The organism is Pseudolactococcus raffinolactis NBRC 100932 (assembly GCF_001591765.1).
GTDB classification, from domain to species: domain Bacteria; phylum Bacillota; class Bacilli; order Lactobacillales; family Streptococcaceae; genus Pseudolactococcus; species Pseudolactococcus raffinolactis.
In genome coordinates this window covers 1-19,622 of the sequence record NZ_BCVN01000007.1, presented here as the reverse complement: position 1 = coordinate 19,622, position 19,622 = coordinate 1, and the positions used below count along the sequence as shown (strand labels likewise).

Annotated in this window: 24 protein-coding genes and 1 pseudogene; 3 read left to right on the top strand and 22 right to left on the bottom strand. The window is 41.0% G+C overall.

Annotated features, from left to right (window positions below; all coding sequences use genetic code 11):
• Window positions 1-16: 16 nt before the first annotated feature.
• From araD to LRA01S_RS03790, 6 genes and pseudogenes are all read right to left on the bottom strand, one after another.
• The gene (gene araD, locus LRA01S_RS03815; RefSeq protein ID WP_373279974.1) at window positions 17-748 is read right to left on the bottom strand and encodes an L-ribulose-5-phosphate 4-epimerase AraD; all 732 of its coding nucleotides are present in this window, start codon (window positions 746-748) and stop codon (window positions 17-19) included.
• Window positions 741-1,595 (bottom strand): L-ribulose-5-phosphate 3-epimerase, encoded by an 855-nt coding sequence (locus tag LRA01S_RS03810; protein WP_096824039.1) that lies wholly within the window; start codon window positions 1,593-1,595, stop codon window positions 741-743. Before LRA01S_RS03810 ends, araD begins: the two co-directional genes overlap by 8 nt.
• A pseudogene (locus tag LRA01S_RS03805) lies at window positions 1,591-2,232 on the bottom strand (3-keto-L-gulonate-6-phosphate decarboxylase UlaD). The gene LRA01S_RS03810 and the pseudogene LRA01S_RS03805 overlap by 5 nt, the downstream one beginning before the upstream one ends.
• 9 nt (window positions 2,233-2,241) lie before the next feature.
• On the bottom strand, window positions 2,242-2,541 hold the full coding sequence (locus LRA01S_RS03800) for a PTS sugar transporter subunit IIB (RefSeq protein ID WP_061774311.1): 300 nt from the start codon (window positions 2,539-2,541) through the stop codon (window positions 2,242-2,244).
• 15 nt (window positions 2,542-2,556) lie between these two features.
• Window positions 2,557-4,020, bottom strand: a complete 1,464-nt coding sequence (gene ulaA / locus LRA01S_RS03795; protein ID WP_061774310.1) for a PTS ascorbate transporter subunit IIC — start codon at window positions 4,018-4,020, stop codon at window positions 2,557-2,559.
• A gap of 26 nt (window positions 4,021-4,046) precedes the next feature.
• Window positions 4,047-4,505, bottom strand: a complete 459-nt coding sequence (locus LRA01S_RS03790; RefSeq protein ID WP_061774348.1) for a PTS sugar transporter subunit IIA — start codon at window positions 4,503-4,505, stop codon at window positions 4,047-4,049.
• Window positions 4,506-4,780: 275 nt separating this feature from the next.
• Here LRA01S_RS03790 and LRA01S_RS03785 point away from each other — a divergent pair, with 275 nt between their 5' ends.
• Window positions 4,781-5,179 (top strand): DUF4430 domain-containing protein, encoded by a 399-nt coding sequence (locus tag LRA01S_RS03785; protein WP_061774309.1) that lies wholly within the window; start codon window positions 4,781-4,783, stop codon window positions 5,177-5,179.
• Window positions 5,180-5,211: 32 nt separating this feature from the next.
• Here the strand turns inward: LRA01S_RS03785 and LRA01S_RS03780 are convergent, their stop codons facing one another.
• The 16 genes from LRA01S_RS03780 to LRA01S_RS03710 form a co-directional block, all read right to left on the bottom strand.
• Window positions 5,212-5,658 carry a CoA-binding protein gene (locus LRA01S_RS03780; RefSeq protein ID WP_061774308.1) on the bottom strand — a complete coding sequence of 149 codons (447 nt, stop codon included), beginning with the start codon at window positions 5,656-5,658 and terminating at the stop codon, window positions 5,212-5,214.
• 66 nt (window positions 5,659-5,724) lie between these two features.
• Window positions 5,725-6,333 carry a nitroreductase family protein gene (locus LRA01S_RS03775; RefSeq protein WP_061774307.1) on the bottom strand — a complete coding sequence of 203 codons (609 nt, stop codon included), beginning with the start codon at window positions 6,331-6,333 and terminating at the stop codon, window positions 5,725-5,727.
• 67 nt (window positions 6,334-6,400) lie between these two features.
• The gene (locus tag LRA01S_RS03770) at window positions 6,401-6,925 is read right to left on the bottom strand and encodes a VanZ family protein (RefSeq protein WP_061774306.1); all 525 of its coding nucleotides are present in this window, start codon (window positions 6,923-6,925) and stop codon (window positions 6,401-6,403) included.
• 48 nt (window positions 6,926-6,973) lie between these two features.
• Complete coding sequence (locus tag LRA01S_RS03765; RefSeq protein ID WP_061774305.1) at window positions 6,974-7,162, bottom strand: hypothetical protein; 189 nt, start codon at window positions 7,160-7,162, stop codon at window positions 6,974-6,976.
• Between the two features lie 19 nt (window positions 7,163-7,181).
• The gene (gene rlmN / locus LRA01S_RS03760) at window positions 7,182-8,330 is read right to left on the bottom strand and encodes a dual-specificity RNA methyltransferase RlmN (RefSeq protein ID WP_061774304.1); all 1,149 of its coding nucleotides are present in this window, start codon (window positions 8,328-8,330) and stop codon (window positions 7,182-7,184) included.
• Between the two features lie 303 nt (window positions 8,331-8,633).
• On the bottom strand, window positions 8,634-8,876 hold the full coding sequence (locus LRA01S_RS03755; protein ID WP_061774303.1) for a GlsB/YeaQ/YmgE family stress response membrane protein: 243 nt from the start codon (window positions 8,874-8,876) through the stop codon (window positions 8,634-8,636).
• A 145-nt stretch (window positions 8,877-9,021) separates the two neighbouring features.
• A complete protein-coding gene (locus LRA01S_RS03750; protein ID WP_061774302.1) occupies window positions 9,022-9,699 on the bottom strand; it encodes a YutD family protein in 678 nt (225 codons plus the stop codon).
• Between the two features lie 36 nt (window positions 9,700-9,735).
• Window positions 9,736-11,091, bottom strand: coding sequence for a bifunctional metallophosphatase/5'-nucleotidase (locus tag LRA01S_RS03745; protein WP_061774301.1), 1,356 nt, complete (start codon window positions 11,089-11,091; stop codon window positions 9,736-9,738).
• A gap of 506 nt (window positions 11,092-11,597) precedes the next feature.
• Window positions 11,598-13,055, bottom strand: coding sequence for a glycoside hydrolase family 1 protein (locus LRA01S_RS03740; protein WP_061774300.1), 1,458 nt, complete (start codon window positions 13,053-13,055; stop codon window positions 11,598-11,600).
• Window positions 13,056-13,168: 113 nt separating this feature from the next.
• Window positions 13,169-13,597: a DUF3284 domain-containing protein gene (locus LRA01S_RS03735; RefSeq protein ID WP_061774299.1), complete on the bottom strand. Its 429-nt coding sequence runs from the start codon at window positions 13,595-13,597 to the stop codon at window positions 13,169-13,171.
• Window positions 13,597-13,773 carry a hypothetical protein gene (locus tag LRA01S_RS10905; RefSeq protein ID WP_156470218.1) on the bottom strand — a complete coding sequence of 59 codons (177 nt, stop codon included), beginning with the start codon at window positions 13,771-13,773 and terminating at the stop codon, window positions 13,597-13,599. The genes LRA01S_RS03735 and LRA01S_RS10905 overlap by 1 nt, the downstream gene beginning before the upstream one ends.
• Window positions 13,770-13,979, bottom strand: a complete 210-nt coding sequence (locus LRA01S_RS03730; protein ID WP_061774298.1) for a hypothetical protein — start codon at window positions 13,977-13,979, stop codon at window positions 13,770-13,772. The genes LRA01S_RS10905 and LRA01S_RS03730 overlap by 4 nt, the downstream gene beginning before the upstream one ends.
• A 111-nt stretch (window positions 13,980-14,090) precedes the next feature.
• Window positions 14,091-15,536: a PTS sugar transporter subunit IIC gene (locus LRA01S_RS03725; protein ID WP_061774297.1), complete on the bottom strand. Its 1,446-nt coding sequence runs from the start codon at window positions 15,534-15,536 to the stop codon at window positions 14,091-14,093.
• Window positions 15,537-15,657: 121 nt separating this feature from the next.
• Window positions 15,658-15,972, bottom strand: a complete 315-nt coding sequence (locus LRA01S_RS03720; protein ID WP_061774296.1) for a PTS sugar transporter subunit IIA — start codon at window positions 15,970-15,972, stop codon at window positions 15,658-15,660.
• 508 nt (window positions 15,973-16,480) lie between these two features.
• On the bottom strand, window positions 16,481-17,164 hold the full coding sequence (locus LRA01S_RS03715; RefSeq protein WP_061774295.1) for a rhomboid family intramembrane serine protease: 684 nt from the start codon (window positions 17,162-17,164) through the stop codon (window positions 16,481-16,483).
• Window positions 17,165-17,172: 8 nt separating this feature from the next.
• Complete coding sequence (locus LRA01S_RS03710; protein WP_061774294.1) at window positions 17,173-17,688, bottom strand: 5-formyltetrahydrofolate cyclo-ligase; 516 nt, start codon at window positions 17,686-17,688, stop codon at window positions 17,173-17,175.
• A 132-nt stretch (window positions 17,689-17,820) separates the two neighbouring features.
• On the opposite strand from LRA01S_RS03710, the gene LRA01S_RS03705 reads away from it, so the two are divergent.
• Both LRA01S_RS03705 and LRA01S_RS03700 read left to right on the top strand, forming a co-directional pair.
• The gene (locus tag LRA01S_RS03705; protein ID WP_003138831.1) at window positions 17,821-18,018 is read left to right on the top strand and encodes a cold-shock protein; all 198 of its coding nucleotides are present in this window, start codon (window positions 17,821-17,823) and stop codon (window positions 18,016-18,018) included.
• A gap of 191 nt (window positions 18,019-18,209) precedes the next feature.
• Window positions 18,210-19,592, top strand: a complete 1,383-nt coding sequence (locus LRA01S_RS03700; protein WP_061774293.1) for an MATE family efflux transporter — start codon at window positions 18,210-18,212, stop codon at window positions 19,590-19,592.
• Window positions 19,593-19,622: the final 30 nt, after the last annotated feature.

The window sequence follows — 19,622 nt, the reverse complement described above, 5'->3', positions numbered from 1 at the left end:
GCCACACCATTTCACTTTAACCTTGGCCATAGTAAGCATTGGGCCCATGTTTTCTAAAGTAATGCTTGTCCAGCATATAACTCGGTAACACATCATGTTGAAGATTGAGCATTTCAGTAAACATCGCCATATGTGCTACTTCGTCCAAAACAATCGCATTTTCGACTGCTTTTCCAACTGTTGCACCCCAGGTAAATGGCCCATGACCAATAGTCAAAACACCTGGTACGGCAAGTGGATCAATCTGACCTTTTTCAAAGCGCTCAACAATCACCTTGCCAGTATCTCGCTCATAAGCCGTTTCAACTTCAGTCTGGGTCAATTGTCGTGTACATGGAATTGGTCCATAAAAAGTATCGGCATGCGTTGTGCCATAAGGTGGAATGTCTCGTCCAGACTGCGCCCACATCACCGCATATTTAGAATGGGTATGGACGACGGCATCAATGCCTGTAAAATGTTTGTAAAGATAAACATGGGTCGGTAAGTCTGAGGATGGCTTCAATGAATCTCCTTCTAAAAGATTACCCTCTAAATCCGTTACAACCATTTGATCAGCCGTCATGGTAGCATAAGAGACGCCACTAGGTTTGATGACGATGATGCCTAATTCACGATTAACCTCACTCGCATTTCCCCACGTCAGAACGACTAGTTTAGCTTTTTCCAGCGCTAAGTTAGCTTCCCAAACGCGATATTTCATGTCACTTAATACTTGTGGATTAATGTCCATTACATTTTCAAGCATAGCCAGCCTCCTTCAAGAAAGGTAAAACAATCCCTTTTGCTTTTTCGATTTCAGCAACTGGTGTCTCGCTCGTTTCACTCCACATTTCCATGACAAAGGATCCCGAATAATTTAGCCGTTTCAATGTTTTTAGACAGCCTACAAAATCAACACAGCCCGCACCAAATGCAACATTTTTAAATTTCCCCTCAAACTCAGAAGTCACCGCAAGCGTATCTTTTAAATGGACTTGACTAATCGCAGCAATTCCTTTTTCTAATTCATAACCTACTAGATTTTCAGGCCATGCGGATAAATTGCCAAGGTCTGGGTAAACTTGCAGATAAGGTGACGGAATTTGTGCTTTAATCTCCAGGAACTTAGAGATTGAGTTAATGAAAGGATCGTCCATAATCTCAATGGATAAGACAACTGATTTATTGGCAGCAATAGTCACACATTTCTGAAGATTTTCGATAAAGGCATTGCGACTCATTGTTGTTTTAGGTTCATAATAAACGTCATAGCCTGCCAGTTGAATCGAGCGAATTCCTAAATCACTTGCTAAATCAACCGCTTTTGTCATTAATGCCAATGCGATTTCCTGTTTGTCTGGATCAGCAGAGCCTAATGAATAGCGACGATGTGCTGATAAACACATCGACAAAATCGGCATGTCCAACTCAAAAATCGCATCACGAATAGCCTTACGTTCAGCCTTTGTCCAATCCAATCGTGCAATTCGCTCATCTGTTTCATCTACCGACATCTCAACAAAATCAAAACCAAGCTCTTTCGCCAGAGTCAAACGCTCAAACCAAGAAATATCCTTGGGAAGCGCTTTTTCGTAAATTCCTAGCATCTTAATCCCCCCAAATACGTTTTATTTCATCTAGGAAGTCAGTTGCAGCTTGTGACGGATTTCCAGCCGCCGTAATCCCTCGACCTGTGATAAAGGTGTAGACAGACATGCCTTTAAATAGTTTCAAAGTTTCAACATCTAAGCCACCTGTGACAGACACCCGAAAACCCATATCGATGAGTATTTGCACTTTGGTCAAATCCTTCTCTCCCCAAGTTTCACCTGCAAGGAGCGCATCGCGACTTTGATGATAGATAGCTTGAGAAATCCCCGCATCTAACCATAGTTGGGCCTGCTCATAAGTTCAATCGCCATAAAGCTCAACTTGAACTTCTTCTATTTTTTCAGCAGCTGCTTTCATGGTTGGAATCGTCGCACAACAGATGACCGTTGTCCAATCAGCACCAGCTTTTTGCACATTTTCAGCTAGTGTCCCACCAGCGTCTGCACACTTTGTATCCGCAACAATTTTCTTATCTGGATACATGGCACGAATACATTTAACGGCCTGATCTCCTGCCTGAAGGAGTAAAATCGTACCGACTTCAATGATATCCACGATATCACCAACATTTTTGACATCTTTAATCGCACTTGGCAAATCAGAATGATCCAAGGCAACTTGTAGATTTGGTCTTGCCATCCTAGCCTCCTAGCCACGACTAATTAAGTCGGTTTCTGTTTCAATCCGTTCTTGGATTTCTTTGGCGCTCATGACATTTTTAACACCAACAACCGTCACGCCTTTTGCTTTAGCACCGTTAAACATCTCAACGAAATTCAGAGGGGTGAAAACAACATCATAATTTCCTGCCTGTCCTTTCCCTTCGGAAATAGAGCAGTGATGAATGTTGGTAATTTTAATCCCTAGTGTTTTCATGGCTTTTTCAACGCTGCGTTTCATAATTAAACTGGTGCCTGAACCATTGGCACATGATACGAGTACTCTCATTTTGATACCTCCATTTTATGCTTTGCGTTCAGCATAAGCATCATAATCTTCAACGACCAAGAAGTAACCTTCTGGATCTCTGCGATATTGTAGTTGCGGAATAACGACTAAGATAAGAACAACGACGGCAATGCCAACATAACCCAGTAATTTCATCACGATGGTGAAACCTGGCCAAATCGTCGCCCAGTCAAACATCCCAATGTAACCACCAAATTTAGATAAACCAACCCATGACGCGATTAAGGCCGAACCGCCAACCTGGATAATTCCTGAAAGAAATGGTAGGATACAAGCTGCCTTTATCCCACCTCGATTATTGGCATAAACAGCAAAGGCTGCATTATCGAAGAAAAGCGGTATGAAGCCTGCAATGATGACAACTGGTGATTTGACTAAAATCAAAAGACCAATCATCAAAAATTGTCCCAAAGCTCCGAAAAGAAAACCAAGTGTGACAGCATTTGGTGAACCAAATGCAAATATTGCCGCAACGTCTATACCCGGTACAGCACCAGGGAGTAAAGTATTTGAAATCCCTGTAAAACTTTCTGTCAATTCTGAAACGAAGGTCCGAACACCAAGTTGTAAAATTGCCAGATTAACCGCAAATTGTAGTGATGTTGTCATGATATAGAAGAAGAAGTTTTGTGTCGATGGGATGAATTCATTTGTAACGAAGTAATCTTTCCCTAAAACAGTCATGATGATTCCAAAGAAGAAGAGCATCAGAATCGCTGTTGCCACCATATTTTCATTGAAGATAGATAAGAAACCAGGTAACTCGATATCCTCAATTTTCTTCGATTTCTTAGATTTGAACTTCTCAGCAATTGCAGAGACGATAGCAATCCCAAATCCTTGTTGGTGAGCCACCGCGAATCCTGCACCTTCTGTCAATTCTTGGGTATAGCCAACCGTCAAATTGGTGCTAACCGCCCAATAAAGACCTAGAATTAAGCCCATGACGGCAAGAATCTGAATCCGTCCCAAACTCGGAAAACAAAACAAGATGAGCCAGAAAGCTGTTGCGGCTTGTTGGACCTGAACATTCCCTGTTGTGAAAACTGCCCGCATTTTTGTATATTTTTGAAAGCGAACCAAGGCGATATTAGCGATGAAAGCGATGAGGAGTAACACCATGACATCACCAAAGGTCCGGCCAAATGTTGCCATAATCCCTGTATCGATTGCATTTTGACCAAAGTAAGGGTCGATAACAGTGGCATCCAGATTGAAACGATCCTTTAGACCTGCTAAAATCGGTCTAAAGTTATTAACCAAGCCACCTGAACCGACAGATAAGATAAAGTAACCAACCGTTGCTTTTAGAAAGCCTGCCAGACACTCATACCATGGTTTCTTCAAAAGTAAGTAACCAACTAAAACGATAACACCTATGAAATAGGCTGGCTGTGTCAGAATATTCTTAGCAAAGAAATCCCACACGACCAAAATAGCATTGAATACATTTTCCATATTGATCTTTCCCCTCTAGGACTTTCCTACGTCCAATTAACTTGGAGCAAGGCCTCAAAATCAGCTATTGACTCAATATTTTCTAGTGCTTCAATCACACCGTCTGTCATCAATAAATCTGATAAAGTCGCAATGTTCGCCATATGTTCATCAGGATTTTTGGCCGCTAAGGTGAAGAATAATTTGGCCTGCTTTTCTTCATTACCTGCTTCAAAATAAATCTTTTCCTTGAATTTTGTAAAAGCAATGGCTGTCCCGAAGACACCTTCGCTCTTATCTGTTGATTGTGGCATTGCTACGCCTGGTACAATGACAATGTAAGGACCATACTTGTGAACAGCTGCCACAACCTCATCAACATAAATTTGATTGATGATTTCTTTTTCGATTAAATTGTCACAGGAAATCCGAATCGCTTCCTCCCAATTAGCCGGCTGTTGATCAGAAATTCTGACTAAATCTTTTTCCTGAAAATAAGTTAGCATCTCTGTTCCTTCCATAATATCACCTGCTCTTTCTTACAAGAATGACGGAAATGGCGTATCATTGTCAACTGTAAAGACATCATCAAAGCCACGGTCAAAGTTATCTCATTACAGATACTTTTGCCGATCAAGATAGCTTAAAAAATATCGAAAATTGCGGTGTCAATGTCATCCAGATTCAACTATAATTGGCGCTATATTACATTAAAAAGAACTTTTTATTTTGTCATCTCCATAAAACATAGTACAATATAAAATAAGGAGATCTGACTATTATGAAAATTTTAACTTTCAAAAAAACCGTGACGGTTTTAGTGGCAACTGGGTTCGCTGTTTCTTTGGCAGCTTGTGGTAAGCAAGCAGAAGCACCTAAAAAAGCTACTGTTTCTAAGGATACAGCAACTATTACGCTGGATTTTGAAAATGACAAAAAAGTCGATAAAACGAAAAAAATCACAATTATTAAAGACCAGACTTTACTTGATGCCCTTAAAGAGAATTTTAAGATTGAGGAAAAAAGTGGTTTTATTACATCAATTGATGGCAAAGCTCAGGATCAAGCAGCTAACAAGTACTGGATGTTTGATGTTAACGGTAAGATGGCCGATAAGGGCGCTGCGGATATTCATCTAAAAAAAGGTGACACGGTTGCCTTCTATCTTGGTAGTTTTTAAGCCAAATAAAAAAGCCCACGGGCTTTTTTTATTTACTCTTTTTCTTGTCTTAAGCCACTGTAAGCATACTCGACTTTGATGCAGCGATCCATGACGATTTGATGGCGATCATGATCACGCAGTATCTGCTCCGCTTCTTGATTTTCCAGACCTTGTTGGGCCCAGAAAACGTCGGCATCTGTTTCGATAAAGTCCCGCGCAACGTCGGGTAAAAATTCTGAGCGACGGAAAACATCTACAATGTCAATGTGTTCAGGAATATCTTGAAGTCTGGCAAAAACTTTTTCACCCAGAATTTCCTGACCGGCAAGTCGTGGATTGACTGGAAAAATCCGATAGCCGTCAGCTTGTAGGGCTTGCGTGACCATAAAACTTGATGTTTCTGGACGGTTTGACAGGCCAACGACAGCTACTGTTTTAGCCTTGCGCAAATAATCAAAAATCACTTCCGGTGAACTGTTTTCAAATGTATATGTCATTTAAACTCCCTTCAATTTTCAACCGATGCCCGATGTCATCTACCATGGCATCAGGAAAATGTGGTTTTACAAAACGTCCGTGATATCCTCAACAGGCAAACGGTATGAGGCTGTACCTTGCTCGTCTGAATAACCCATGGTAATAATGAGCTCTGGCCAGAAACGGTCTTCAATGGCTAAAACTTCCTTGGCTTTAGCTTTGTCAAATCCGAGAATCATGTTAGTTTTCAAGCCTTTATTGTTGGCCGCAAGGACGAAGTTTTGAGAGACGAGGCCGATGTTGAGGGCCAAGTACTCTGCCAGCTGCTCTGATGTAAATTTTTCAAACATGCCTGGCAATTTCATTAACAAATCAGCTTTGTGATCAACTGGCAAGAAATCGGTACCGATTTCGACCATGTCACGAACACGCTCTGGCAGATCTTTATCTGAGAAGACGACTAATGTGGCACCTGCTGCTTCGTTTTGGACGGCATTTTTGCCGTGCATGGCTGTGGATAGGGCCAACCGCATCTCTTGTGAATCGACAATCACAAAGTGCCAAGGCTGGATGTTGTGGGCTGAAGGTGCAAGAACAGCTTCAGACAAAATCGCTTTGACTTCATCAACTGTGACTTTTCGGCCGTCAAACTTTGTGACCTTGTGCCGATTTTGATTAAGTTTTGAAAATTCCATGATGTTATAACACTCCTTATTTGTGAATTTCTAGCTAACTTCTTATGCTTAGGAAAAGCCTATTTTTCTACAGAAGTTTACGACTGCTATCAATATTATTTTTTACAATTTTATAGAGCAGATAAGCAAGCACCCCACCTAAGGTATTGGTGATTAAATCATCTACTTCAAATACGCGATTAAAATCGAACAATAAATCCAAGATGGCTTGCGTGGTTTCAATGGCTAGACTCATCAGAAAACTCATGAGAAGTACCTTTTTAAAGTGCCTGATACCTGGTTTCAGCAAACATAGTGCGAAAACCAAGGGGAATAGCAGAAAGATATTAGCCACATTTTGGAGAATGATAAAAAACAAATCAACCAGACTTGGGATTTTTCCAAAGTGTACCAGGGTATTAAAAGGGGTCAGAATCGCTGTGATCCGGCCGAAGTGCTGAACCCCTGGTGTTTCGACACTTTTCAAGGTTGGATAGGTGCTCTGAGGTAGAAAACACATCAAACAGATAGCAATAGTGTAGCATATCGCAAGTGCTTTTACAATTTTTTGAAATGGCGCTTGCAGATTAGCTTGTCGATCAAACAATTTCATAATTTTATTGTATCATAAAACGCCAGATATCCGTCTGACGTTTCTTTATTATTGATGGATCATATTGATGACTTTTTCAAACCACCCATCTGGTACGATTGCAACGATGACCGCAGCAACCAAGATGCCAATGGCTGATAGACGTGAGATAGTTTTTCCTATCACAGCTGTCACAATTATCCAAACCATGGCAAGCATGGAAAAGCTTTGATAAAATTTATGCAAATAATTTTTCAATTGTTTGCCTCCATTTTCTTTACTTAATTTTCGTCTCAAAGCCAACTGTTACGGCATCAAATTCTTTCGTGTCTGGTTGTTTTTTCTTATCTGCTTTCATGGTCTTACTGCGAAGTTGACCACAGGCTGCATCAATGTCTGTACCATGTTCTTGACGAATGACACAGTTAATGCCACCTTTTTTAAGGATATCATAAAACTTAAGCACGTCATCTTTTGAAGAACGGCTATACTGGTCATGTTCGCTGACCGGATTATAAGGAATCAGGTTGACGTAGACTAATTTTTTCTTGTCTTTTAAGAGGGCGACCAACTCACGCGCATGTTCAGGGCGATCATTGACACCACTGAGCATAATATATTCGAATGTGACACGACGATTGGTTACTTCGATGTAGTAATCGATGGCTTCAAATAATTTTTCGATTGAAAATTGACGGTTGATGCGCATGATGCTTGTTCTGACATCATTGTTTGGTGCATGTAGGGAAATCGCCAAGTTAATTTGGAGACCTGTCTCAGCAAATTCACGAATTTTAGGCGCTAAACCAGAAGTTGATACCGTGATATGACGCGCACCAATCGCAAGACCATTGTCATCGTTAATCGTTTTGATAAAATTGATGACATTGTTATAGTTATCAAAAGGCTCACCAATCCCCATGACCACCACATGACTAACACGTTCTTCTAAGCCACGTTCATCAAAGTATTTTTGAACGAGCATGATTTGCGCTGTTATTTCACCTGCAGTTAAGTCACGTTGTTTTTTAATGAGGCCTGAAGCGCAAAACGTGCAGCCAATATTACATCCGACCTGAGTCGTCACACAGACGGATAAGCCGTAACGTTGGCGCATGAGCACTGTCTCAACTAACATACCATCAGGTAGTTCAAAGAGATACTTAACAGTGCCATCTTTAGCTTCTTGGACTAGACGCTGTTTCAAGGGATTGAGGACAAAATTGTCTTTCAGAATTTCGATGAAATCCTTGGCAATATTAGTCATGTCATCAAAAGATTGAACTCGTTTTTTGTAAAGCCAGTCCCAAATTTGCGTTGCTCGAAATTTTTTAGCACCATGTTCAAGCGCCCAAGTAATCAGCTCGTCACGGGTTAAATCATAAATAGAGGGTTTTATCATGTCATTTTGGATAGTTTTTGTCATGCTACTAGTATAACATGTTTTGAAAACTTTATGACATGAAATTAGAACAGTTACATGGCCTGACTGTCCTAGATGCTGTTGATTTCCTGCAACTTAGGGAGAAGAAAGACTCAGATCTGAGTAATGTTATCTAGATGACCCAATCTTAACATAAGTTAATTAAAATTGGTGACACTTTGGCGCGAACGCTCGAATATTTGTACCGAACGCTCAAAAATCTTGTCGCAATATTTGAAACCTCAAAAAAAAGCATGTCAACTGGGAATGTTTTCCCTGCTGATATGCTAATTGTTTTAATATTGTTTATTTCTTGCCAATGAAGAATGAGACAACAGCAACTAGAATGACCGCACCAAGCACAGATGGGATCAAGGCCATTCCAGCTAAGCTAGGACCCCAATGGCCAAAGATTGCTTGACCGATACTAGAACCGACTAAACCAGCGACGATATTCGCAATCCAGCCCATTGATTCACCTTTTTTCGTGATACCACCAGCAATAACACCGATGAGCGCACCAACAATAAGAGACCAAATCCAACCCATAATCAATTCCTCCTTAAACAGTACAAAAAATTATAAAATCCATTAACACCTTCATTTTATAACATTAGTTTAAAAGTGTCAAAGATTCCGTTTGTTAAGGTTAGCATGATAAACAGCTGGATTACTAAAAAAAGGAGGCCTAAACTTATTTTTTTCGAGTTCTAACGACAAAAGCTGGACGCTTACTACCCTCTGTCTGACGTGGCGCTTGAGTCTTTTCAGTCTTGATAATTGGTGCCTGTTGCTTGACCGATTTTTCCTTTTGGATAAAACTTGTCTTGCTTGGCTGACGTTTTCTAGAGAACTTAGAAGACTCGCTTTGTTCTCCTTTTGTGTTAGGTGTTTTAATGCCTCTACTAGAGTCTTTTTTAACTTCTTTACGGACTTCTCTTTTTGGACTTTTAGGCACCACGACTGGCGTTTTCACTTCATAGACTTTTTCGCCAACAAAAGCTTCGTCTCGCTTGATATCTTTACTTCGCATCCGTTTCAAGACAAAAAAAGCTGCCCCAAAATTCATATATTCCTTGATATAATCTTCCAGATGGGAAATCTTTAACTCATCTGGCATTTTTTTACGAGAGCTTGAGAAAAAGCCTTTCAAGCGCAGTTGCTCATGTCCCCAATCTCCAACGAGATAGTCATATTTCGCAAAAATATCGGAATAGCGTTGCTCAAGTTTCTCTTGATTAAAACCATCTCGATAGTTATGGATCAAGTGAAACACCTTGTCACCAATCGTGACCACATCATCTAGGACAATGACATGTTCACCTGGGAATTTGTTATAATTTTTTTCTTCTTCTGGAATTACTTTCGCCATACTGTTTCTTTCTTTTAGGGTCTTGTCTCTTTTGGATCATAGGTTGTCGTGCAGTGTCAAATCATCTGCAACAATTTCCCGCATAAACCGGGGGAATTGAATCTCTGCACTGCCTGAACTTTTCAGAATCGGAAAATATGATGCAAATAGATATTGGTCAGGTACAAGGATAATATAAGTTTGATGTTCAACAACTGGGTTATTTTGATAGCTTAGCTGACCATTATCATCAGTCAGTCCAATTGTAACGATATCACCAAACTGCTTGCCACGAAATCCCATGCCGACGATGCGTTGGGTTCTAAGGTAACTGCCTACCTCATATAACTCTCCCAGGATGTCTTGGAGTTCAGCGCCCGTCACGGTCAATTTAACCATACGAATACTGTGAGGTAAAATTTCGTGCAAATCATCTAAAGTTAGCGTTTGCGGGATTTCCTCAACAATCATGCCACTATTGAGGATAACTGCTGGCACATGATAATAATCGCCCATAAGGCCTGCCACAAACTGGGTCGCCGCATATTCAGGTAACTTATTTGTAAGCGACTGAGATAGCTGCGCGACCTGACAGGCCCGAAGCAACTGATGCCCTTGATCTGCTTGATGCTGGATCCATTCTTTATCGCCAGGCAAGGGCGATAAGTGCCGAATATCCTCAGCCATAATTTCAGACTGAATACACTGAAAGTCATCATCAAATCTTAGCGTCACCTCACCAACGTACTCACCATAGCGACCAGCGGCCGCAAGCATGGTATCATTGATATACTTACCATATTCATATAAATGATGCGTGTGAGCGCCTAAGATGAGATTGAGGTTATCAAAGGTCATAGCAGCTTTCTCATCAAAGCGCCAGCCTAAATGGCTCAGGAGAATCGTAAAGTCAGCATCTGATTCGCGCAACTGCTGGGCTAAGACAGACTCAGGCTCTAAGATATCCCACCCCATTGGCGGATAGGCCAGAGGATAGGGTGCCGTCAGACCGAAAATATCAATGACCATCCCAAAAGAGGTGGTGACTCTTTTTTTCTCGACTGCCCAATTCGGTTGTCTGCCTTGATCCTTCAAGTTAGCCAAGACGACATCAAAGTTTGCGTTAGCATAAAGCATATCTAACTTCTCTTTAGGCAGACCTAGGCCTTCATTGTTACCAATCGTCGCTGCTGTTAAGTCTAGCGCATTCATCAGGGACACGTTAGCCTGACCTAGCGTCGCCTCACTAAGCGCATGTGAGCGGTCAACGTTATCTCCGATGTCAAACCGCAAAACATCCGAAAAACCCGCCGATTTATCCGCAAAAAAGCGTTTAATTTTTGGATAATTTTCAAAATGAGAGTGTAAATCATTCAAATGTAAGATTTTTAGCACATTTTCTTGAGGGGTCATAATCTCATTATATCAAAAAAAAGGGCCTATGGCCGATTTCTATCCCAGAAACTTACAGGTTCCACTCAAATGACTGATCAAAAAGTATCTTTGCTTTCGAATATTGAGTTCATCCAAAAAAAGCGACCAATGTCGCTTTTTCCGGTGTTTAGAATCATAAACCAAGTCTACTCATGAATGACGTTGCTATCTCAGATTCATCAAACCTATTCTTGCAACAGCCTTTCTTTAACAACTAAGGCTAACATCATTTTCCAATATCTGACGCGGGGTATTATTGTGTCTTTTCCCAACCAGTCACAGTCGGTCAAATCAGAAAAACATCTTGCCCCCCATCGGTTTTACACCACGGACAGCTATCTGACTTGATCCAACACGCTTACACCCTACCTCTACACTCTTATTATAGCATAGCTCTTCGAAAAAAGAAAGCGTTTTCTTTTTGGTATTTTTTCTTAATTGAGGGATTCATAAAAGAGCTCTGATCATCAGAACTCTTTTCTAGTTTATTTCAACAAAGTCTCATCTTCACCATTGCTTGCGATAACGTCTTTGTACCAGTAGTAGGAATCTTTCGGAATACGTTTTAACGAGCCATTCATGGTCTCATCTTGATCGACGTAGACGAAACCGTAACGTTTTTGGTAACCGTTGAGCCAGCTTAGGAGGTCTGTGTAGCTCCATGTGGTGTAGCCGATGACATCAACTCCATCAGAAATTGCTTCTTTGATAGCTAGGACGTGTTTTTTTAAGAAGTCGATGCGGTAATCATCGTGGATTTGACCGTCTTCAAGTTTATCGTATTCACCCAAACCGTTTTCTGTAATGAGGACTGGCAAGCGGTAACGTGAGGCGATGCGGCGTAAAGCAATGCGCAAGCCAACTGGATCAATCGTCCAATCCCAGTTTGTTGTTTCAACAAATGGATTCGTGACAGTTTTTTGTAGACCCGGAATACCTGAATCTTGTGATGTACCTTTTTTACCAGTCGTGTTCATTTGATAGCTGTCTTTATTTTCGACACCGCCATCAATTGGGTTCCAAGCGTTGGTTGCTGTTTGATAGAAGTTTAAGCCCATGAAATCTGGTTTGGCAGATTTGAGTAACTCAGCATCGCCAGGTGCGAACTCAGGCGCCAACCCTCTTTCTTTCAAGTAGTTGAGGGCAACGATTGGATATTCGCCATAAACATAGACATCCATCCAGAAGTGTGCCCCTAATTCTTCAGCGTTTTCAGCTGCTAAGACGTTGAGCGGGTTAGAATCAATCGCATACTGTGGTGTATAAGCAAACGATGGACCAATTTTGCCGTCAATACCCATGTCATGGAATTTATTAATGACTGCCGCATTAGCCAAATTCGCATGGTGATTCACTTGATAGAAAAGTTTTGGATCTTTTTTACCAGGTGGGTGTGTGGCGATTTGCCAGCCCATGTGTGTGAAGATATTTTGCTCATTCAATGACACCCAATATTTCACGCGATCGCCATAGGCTTTGAATAAAGTCTCAGCATAGTTCACGAAATCTGGAATGATTTTGCGCGATTCCCAACCACCATAGGCGTCCTGAAGGGCTTGCGGGAGATCCCAATGATAAATTGTCACCAAGGGTTCAATGCCATTGGCTAACAAATCATCGATTAAATCGCTGTAGAATTTTAGGCCAGCTTCATTCACTTCACCTGTGCCGTTTGGAAAAATACGTGTCCAAGCGATCGAAAAGCGATAGGCTTTCATGCCCATCTCAGCCATGAGTTTGACGTCTTCTTGATAACGATGGTAATGATCGACTGCGACGTCACCATTAGTCCCTTTGAAGGTTTTACCAGGGATTCTAACAAAGTTATCCCAGACTGACAAACCTTTCCCATCTTCATCGTAAGCGCCTTCAATTTGATAAGCAGCAGATGCGCTTCCCCAAAGAAAATCACTTGGAAAAGCTGCTAATTTTTTATGTTCCATGTTCAACCTCTTTACTCTTTATATATAAATTATATAGTTATTTAGAGAAAAAGTCAAATAATAGTTGGCTTTTTCTTATTCCAAACAAATAAAAGTATATAAAAATATATATATTACTTTCCATTATAAGCTGCGGAAATGTTATTTAAGATAGCTTTCATCTGGCGCTTTTTAATCCACCCCATACCGATTTGCATCATCATATCATTAAGATTTTGGAAGAAACCGTGAGATTCCAATTTTTCTGAAATAACAACTTCCGTCGTCGCATCATCAATCTTGTGCAGTTCCCAACGTGTCGTAAACGTATTTCTAATCGTCTTCGTTGTGAAAGCATAGACTGAAGGCTCTGTCACCTCGTCAATCTTAATTTTGCCTGCTTGATTTTGCTTGGCACCAAATTTTTTCTTGTATTCAAAGCCTGACAAGCTTGAAATTTTAGGATGCTTACCAGTATTTTTTTCGATATCATAAAGGCCAGATTCTAGCAATTTATCAAAAATAAATTGGCGCGGCACCTTCAAGGTTCTGATAATTTCCATTACTTCGACTCTCCGTTTTGATCTGATTTATCCTGCTTACCACCAACAATGATCATACCAAGACCAAGGGCAAACAACAAAATACTAACGATCAAGAATGCGCCTCTGCCTTGTAGCGTTGAGATAAAAATCAATAAGGCTAAACTAACAAAAGCCCATCCCCATTTTTGCATCATGATTTAGCCACCTCTACATTGAAGAATAAAGCTGCTCCCCATGGTTGAGCTTTGATGAGCGCTTTAGCTTCTGCTGCTTTTTCATTCAAATCACCATCTGTTTCGAAAAAGAGACGAATGCCTTTTTTTTCTACAAATTTGTATCCATTTTCTTCCAAGACTGCAATCACATCATCCTGTTTCATTGCCATATTCACTACAAGCATATCCTACCTCTTTCTTTTTCTTGGTATAGTATTATTTTATCATCTTTTAATAGAAAAAGACGACTTTCGCCGTCTTTTTTGAGCATAAGCTCAACAAAGTGAGACTTATAATTAAGCTTCTTCTTCCATTGAGTTTGCTGCAATAACAAATGGGAACCAGATAACGAATGATGCTGCAAATGTCACGGCTGTGACAATGATTGCACGCCAGTCAAAACCTGTCGCCATGAAAGCGTTGATGAATGGTGGTGTTACCCATGGCACTTGCAAGACAACTGGTGCAACCCAGTGCATGGCAGTCGCAAAGTAAGCAATCCCTACTGATACCATTGGTGCAAGTAACAACGGAATAAAGAAGAGTGAGTTCAATACTAACGGCATACCGAACATAACAGGTTCATTGATGTTGAAGATACCAGGCGCAACTGAAAGTTTCGCAACTGTTTTGTAGTCTTCACGTTTAGAGAACCAAAGGATAGCAATGATCAATGTGATGGTACCAGCAGTACCACCGAACCATGCAAAGGCATCCCATGAACCACGTACCCAAAGGGTTACGAAGTTACCATCGATAGCGTGTGCTTTATCTGTTGCACCTTTGGCAACGAGATCTTTAACACCTTCCAACTTAACTTTGTTGTAAACGTCCATGTTGGCAAGTTGGAGTGGACCCCAGATACCATCGAGCACAGCGCCCAAAACGTTTGTCCCATGGATACCGAAGAACCAGAAGAGTGAAACGAAGAAAGTAACGATCAATACTGAGAAGATTGATTGTGACAAGGCTTGGAAAGGTTCAGCGATGTATTTGCTGATCAAGTAGATCAAGTCGCTACCAGTCCATACTTTGATGAAGTAGTAAATGATTGACACAACATAAACCGCAACGATAGTTGGGATGATGGCCAAGAAAGCTTTAGAGACTGCTGGTGGCACTGAATCAGGCATTTTGATTGTGATATCAGCAAGCATTAATTTAGCATAAAGGATAACGGCAAGCGCACCCATGATGATAACAGTAAAGTAAGCACCCGCGTCCAATTGACCTACTGAGAGACCCATTTTCCAAGTTGCGATACCTTGTGCTGCGATGTTATCGTTAACTGTTGCCATTGCTTTTTCAGAAAGACCATTTGTTGCAATCGCAATAATGTTTGGTAGACCTGAAACTAAAGCAGCAACACCGACGATACCACCCGCGAGTTCATTGACTTTGTAAGCTTTTGAAAGGTTGTAACCCCATGAAAAGGCGAAAATAAGACCGATAATTGTCAATGTACCTTGGCTTACGAGACTTGAGATACCAGCAAGTTGTTGGAAAACTGGTTTGTCAGAAAGTGTCCAAGAGCCATCAGATGCGCTACGCTGAATAAGTTGTTGAACCGCTGCGGGTACGGTACCAATCATAACTGATACCAATGTTGCCATTGCCCCTACCATCGTCGCTGGCAACATCCCAACGAACGAATCACGAAGCGCAACTAAGTGTTTTTGCGAGCCAATTTTGGCTGCGACTGGAACGAGATGTTTCTCCATCCACTGTTGTAATGCATTCATAAAAGATTCCTTCCTTTTTACGATTGAGTGTCGGTCTGATTAAGACCCATACTCAAGCAAATTACCTCATCAAAACGATTCTAACGTCACGATTCTAAAGTCATAACAAAAGACGATCGTTTTAATTTTTAATAACCTTGTACAATTCGATGATTTCTTTTGCGAGATCAACGAAAGCAATCCCTGTCATCAAATGATCTTGGGCATGTACCATGTAAATTGATACGGGTACATCTTCACCATTTGCAGCCTTAGTCAATAATTCCGTTTGACCATGATGGGCTTCCACGATTGCTTTGCTAGCTGCTTCGATTCGTTCGTCAGCTTTTTCAAAGTCACCTGCTTTAGCTGCGCGAATTGCTTCGACAGCTGAAGACTTCGCTTCTCCACCATACATGATCAGCGGCATGATGACTGCCATCTGTGCATCGTCCATGTTTCTCCTTTCTTCGATAAGACTTCCTACAATAAAATAAATACGTGGATAACTTGTCATGACTTCTGAAATCGCATACAAATCACCTACCCCATTATATTACCACGTAACATAATAATTTGCAAGCGTTTCCTAAAATAAAAATATATAGTTATACAAAACTCTAAAAACCGAGATAAAGTCCCTATATATAAGGATTAAGTGCACATGAACAGATATCATGACCGACATCCAATAAAATTCCAGACACAATCTCATATAGTTTTATCACCATTTAATAGCCGATAAAATTAGTTTGTGTCCCGACCACAGAAAGGGAAACGCTCTCAGTGGTCTATACCAATATAGTATCATTTAATTTTCATTTTTGCAAGCGTTTTACACCATCAAACATTAATTATTTTATTCACAAAGTACCATTTTTCTATACTTCTATTTCATAGATCAAAAAAACGACGCTTCTCAAGATTTACTTCGTCGTTTATCGTTTCTTTAATTAAAGTCCAAATTAACCCATGATCGTGAGCACTACCATCAACACAGCTGAAACAAGGTAGACTATAAAAAATGTGACCTTCTGAGTCTCTGAAATCTTAGACTGCAAAATCTTCGGTGCAAAAGGCGCAGCCAGCAGAATACCACCAATTGCACCACCAATATGCCCGAAAATGCCGACATCTGGTTGGAAGATATTAATCGCTAGGTTAGCAAGAATGAGCACAGCAAATTGCTTGCCGATTGCCTGAAACGATGGATTTTTCGTGAGGTAGCCTAACATGGCCATGGCTGCAAAGATACCAAAGAGGGAGGTCGAGGCGCCAGCGGACAGGGTCTCTGGTTTAAGGAAAAAGGTTAAGATATTGCCGTATATTCCTGATAATAGATAAATGGCAAAAAACCTCTGACTGCCAAAAATATCTTCGATCTGACGACCGATAAAAATCAGTGAAAAAAAGTTGAGCAAAAAGTGTTCCCAACCGATGTGAACGAAAATAGGTGTGACCAATCGCCAAATATGGCTAGGATACTCAATAATATCTAAACCAAATAAGGCACCGAAATGAAAGAGGTTGATAGGATCTGTTGCTTGTGCACCATTGGCAAAAAACTGAGATAACCAGACTCCAAGGGTAATGGCAGCTAAGCTATAGGTCGCCCGATAACGGCGAAAATCTTTTTGAAAGTTAGTCATATATTTTATTATACCTTAAAAATGTGTCTGACAGGGATGTCGAATTTGTTTCTTTCTATAGTTGGTAAAATCTGAAAGTCATAAACAAAGCTGGCTGTCTGCCCTGTAAAATCAGCCAAATAACGGTCATAATAGCCACCACCATAGCCGACACGATAACCATCTTCTGTCCAGGCCAAACCTGGTACAATAATCAGATCTGGGATGACAGCAAAATCTGACTTGGATTCTCTGACACCAAATGGCGTCAGAAAGAGCGCGTCTTCATCATAATCCGTAAAAATCATTTTACGCTGGGGCAATGTTTTTGGGATGACAATCCGTTTGGACGTGTCATTTAAAAGTCTTATCACGTCAAATTCAAAAGACATTGGCATAAAAATCGCAATCGTTTGCGCTTGCTGATAGATGTCTGATATTAGAAATTGATCAATGATAGCCTGAGTTTGCTTCTGTCTGTCAGAAAAATCAAACGTTTTTAAGGCCAATTTCATTTTTTTACGTATTTGCGCTTTCTTTTTCATATCTTTTATGATACCATAAAGGAGTAGTTTGTATACGATTTAAAAAGTTTGGTTCATTTTGTTTCATCCTTTCTAAGCAGTTTCAGAATTACACAAAATTAAAATGCCCCCAAGGGGCGAAGGAGATTCAAAATGGCACAAGGTACAGTTAAATGGTTTAACGCTGAAAAAGGTTTCGGTTTCATCACTGGTCAAGACGGAAAAGACGTTTTCGTACATTTCTCAGCGATCCAAACTGACGGTTTCAAAACACTTGAAGAAGGTCAAGCAGTAAACTACGACGTTGAAGATGGCGCTCGCGGTTTGCAAGCTGTAAACGTAACTAAATAATTATTAGTTGCTTATAACAATGGACGATTTCTTGCGAAATCGTCTTTTTGTGTTAAACTATAACTATTAAATAGAAAACGTTTCCAAACCGTGTCTCTAACAACAAAACCAACCAAGACACCTTTATAGAGAGGATGACACAACACCGCGTCTGTAAGCTATCATAAGACGCACTTGTTGCACAACTTATCATGATTGATTTAACTAAAGGAAAACCTATAAAAGTCATTTTGCTCTTTACTTTTCCACTGCTTTTAGGAAATTTATTCCAGCTTTTTTATAATTTTATTGACGCCATTATCGTCGGGCAGACACTCGGCAAGGATGCTTTTGCTGCCGTTGGAGCGACAAGCGCATTAAATTTCTTGATTATGGGATTTGCAATCGGGATTACCAGTGGTTTCTCCATCATCATCTCCCAGCGCTTCGGTGCAAATGATGATGAAGGGGTTAAACATTCCTTTGCCATTGGACTTTTCCTAACCCTCATCACGGCACTTGTTCTAACCGTCATCGCTTTCACCATGGCACGCCCCTTGCTTGAAATCATGCAGACACCACCAGAGTTAATCAGGGACGCTCACGACTTTCTAAAAGCCATCTTTGGCGGGATGGTCTTCACAGTTCTCTTTAACTACCTGTCCAATGTCCTGCGGGCAATCGGCGACTCACGGACACCCTTGATCGCTCTCATCATCTCAACGATTCTCAATATTATTTTAGAGTTCGTCTTTATTCTGGGGCTTCATGCGGATGTCTTTGGTGCAGGGATTGCGACGATTATCGCACAAGCCTTCTCTGTACTTTACCTGGTCATCTATATCAAACTCAAAGTACCCGTGCTGCATCTGCACAAACAGCACTTCAAGTTTGACAAAAAAGAAATCAGTAAACACGCCGCGCTTGGCTATCCCATGGGCTTCCAGTCCAGCATCATCGCCATCGGCAGTTTAACCTTACAGATCGTGCTCAATAAAATGGGGACTGATGTCGTTGCCATGCAAGCCATTGGTCGCCAGATCGATCAGCTGGCCATGCTTCCCATGATCAGCCTAGGTCTTGCCGTCACAACCTTTACCGCGCAGAACTTCGGCGCCCGCCAGTACAAACGCATGCTCATCGGTCTCAAACATTCCGTGATCATCAACGTCATCTGGGGCATCGTCTTTGCTGCCGTCCTCGTCACCTTTAACCAGTTCTTCTCCAGCCTCTTCATCAGCCACAGCGAAACCAAAATCATTCATCTCGCTTTTGAGTATTACTTGGTCAATGGTCTCTTTTATTGGATCTTAGCCATTCTCTTCGTTGTGAGGTCTTTCATTCAAGGCTATGGCAACAGTTTAGTCCCTACCCTCGCAGGGATGGCAGAACTTGTCATGCGGGCAGGGGTTTCTGTGCTGAGCCTCGTAACCGTTGGTTTGATCGGCGTTCTCTTTTCAAGCCCAGCGGCCTGGATTGGGAGTGTCATCATCCTTGTGCCTAGCTACTTTAAGATTACCAAGGACTTGCGACATCGCAGTGATCAAGAACATGATGAAGCCGATGAGTTGAATGAAACGTTAGAGATAATTTAATTAATATAAAACCCACCCAGATCAAAATGG

Bases quoted from the DNA above. Each gene is read 5' to 3' on its own strand.
- LRA01S_RS03755 (WP_061774303.1), bottom strand. From the start codon at position 8,876: ATGGGTTGGATTTGGTCTCTTATTGTTGGTGCGCTCATCGGTGTTATT.
- rlmN (WP_061774304.1), bottom strand. From the start codon at position 8,330: ATGACAAAAACTATCCAAAATGACATGATAAAACCCTCTATTTATGAT.
- LRA01S_RS03710 (WP_061774294.1), bottom strand. From the start codon at position 17,688: ATGAAAAAGAAAGCGCAAATACGTAAAAAAATGAAATTGGCCTTAAAA.
- LRA01S_RS03705 (WP_003138831.1), top strand. From the start codon at position 17,821: ATGGCACAAGGTACAGTTAAATGGTTTAACGCTGAAAAAGGTTTCGGT.
- LRA01S_RS03780 (WP_061774308.1), bottom strand. From the start codon at position 5,658: ATGACATATACATTTGAAAACAGTTCACCGGAAGTGATTTTTGATTAT.
- LRA01S_RS03700 (WP_061774293.1), top strand. From the start codon at position 18,210: ATGATTGATTTAACTAAAGGAAAACCTATAAAAGTCATTTTGCTCTTT.
- LRA01S_RS03775 (WP_061774307.1), bottom strand. From the start codon at position 6,333: ATGGAATTTTCAAAACTTAATCAAAATCGGCACAAGGTCACAAAGTTT.
- LRA01S_RS03790 (WP_061774348.1), bottom strand. From the start codon at position 4,505: ATGCTAACTTATTTTCAGGAAAAAGATTTAGTCAGAATTTCTGATCAA.
- LRA01S_RS03800 (WP_061774311.1), bottom strand. From the start codon at position 2,541: ATGAGAGTACTCGTATCATGTGCCAATGGTTCAGGCACCAGTTTAATT.
- LRA01S_RS03720 (WP_061774296.1), bottom strand. From the start codon at position 15,972: ATGGACGATGCACAGATGGCAGTCATCATGCCGCTGATCATGTATGGT.
- LRA01S_RS03715 (WP_061774295.1), bottom strand. From the start codon at position 17,164: ATGACTAACTTTCAAAAAGATTTTCGCCGTTATCGGGCGACCTATAGC.
- LRA01S_RS03735 (WP_061774299.1), bottom strand. From the start codon at position 13,597: ATGGAAATTATCAGAACCTTGAAGGTGCCGCGCCAATTTATTTTTGAT.
- LRA01S_RS10905 (WP_156470218.1), bottom strand. From the start codon at position 13,773: ATGATGCAAAAATGGGGATGGGCTTTTGTTAGTTTAGCCTTATTGATT.
- LRA01S_RS03785 (WP_061774309.1), top strand. From the start codon at position 4,781: ATGAAAATTTTAACTTTCAAAAAAACCGTGACGGTTTTAGTGGCAACT.
- ulaA (WP_061774310.1), bottom strand. From the start codon at position 4,020: ATGGAAAATGTATTCAATGCTATTTTGGTCGTGTGGGATTTCTTTGCT.
- LRA01S_RS03745 (WP_061774301.1), bottom strand. From the start codon at position 11,091: ATGACCCCTCAAGAAAATGTGCTAAAAATCTTACATTTGAATGATTTA.
- araD (WP_373279974.1), bottom strand. From the start codon at position 748: ATGCTTGAAAATGTAATGGACATTAATCCACAAGTATTAAGTGACATG.
- LRA01S_RS03725 (WP_061774297.1), bottom strand. From the start codon at position 15,536: ATGAATGCATTACAACAGTGGATGGAGAAACATCTCGTTCCAGTCGCA.
- LRA01S_RS03770 (WP_061774306.1), bottom strand. From the start codon at position 6,925: ATGAAATTGTTTGATCGACAAGCTAATCTGCAAGCGCCATTTCAAAAA.
- LRA01S_RS03730 (WP_061774298.1), bottom strand. From the start codon at position 13,979: ATGCTTGTAGTGAATATGGCAATGAAACAGGATGATGTGATTGCAGTC.
- LRA01S_RS03740 (WP_061774300.1), bottom strand. From the start codon at position 13,055: ATGGAACATAAAAAATTAGCAGCTTTTCCAAGTGATTTTCTTTGGGGA.
- LRA01S_RS03750 (WP_061774302.1), bottom strand. From the start codon at position 9,699: ATGGCGAAAGTAATTCCAGAAGAAGAAAAAAATTATAACAAATTCCCA.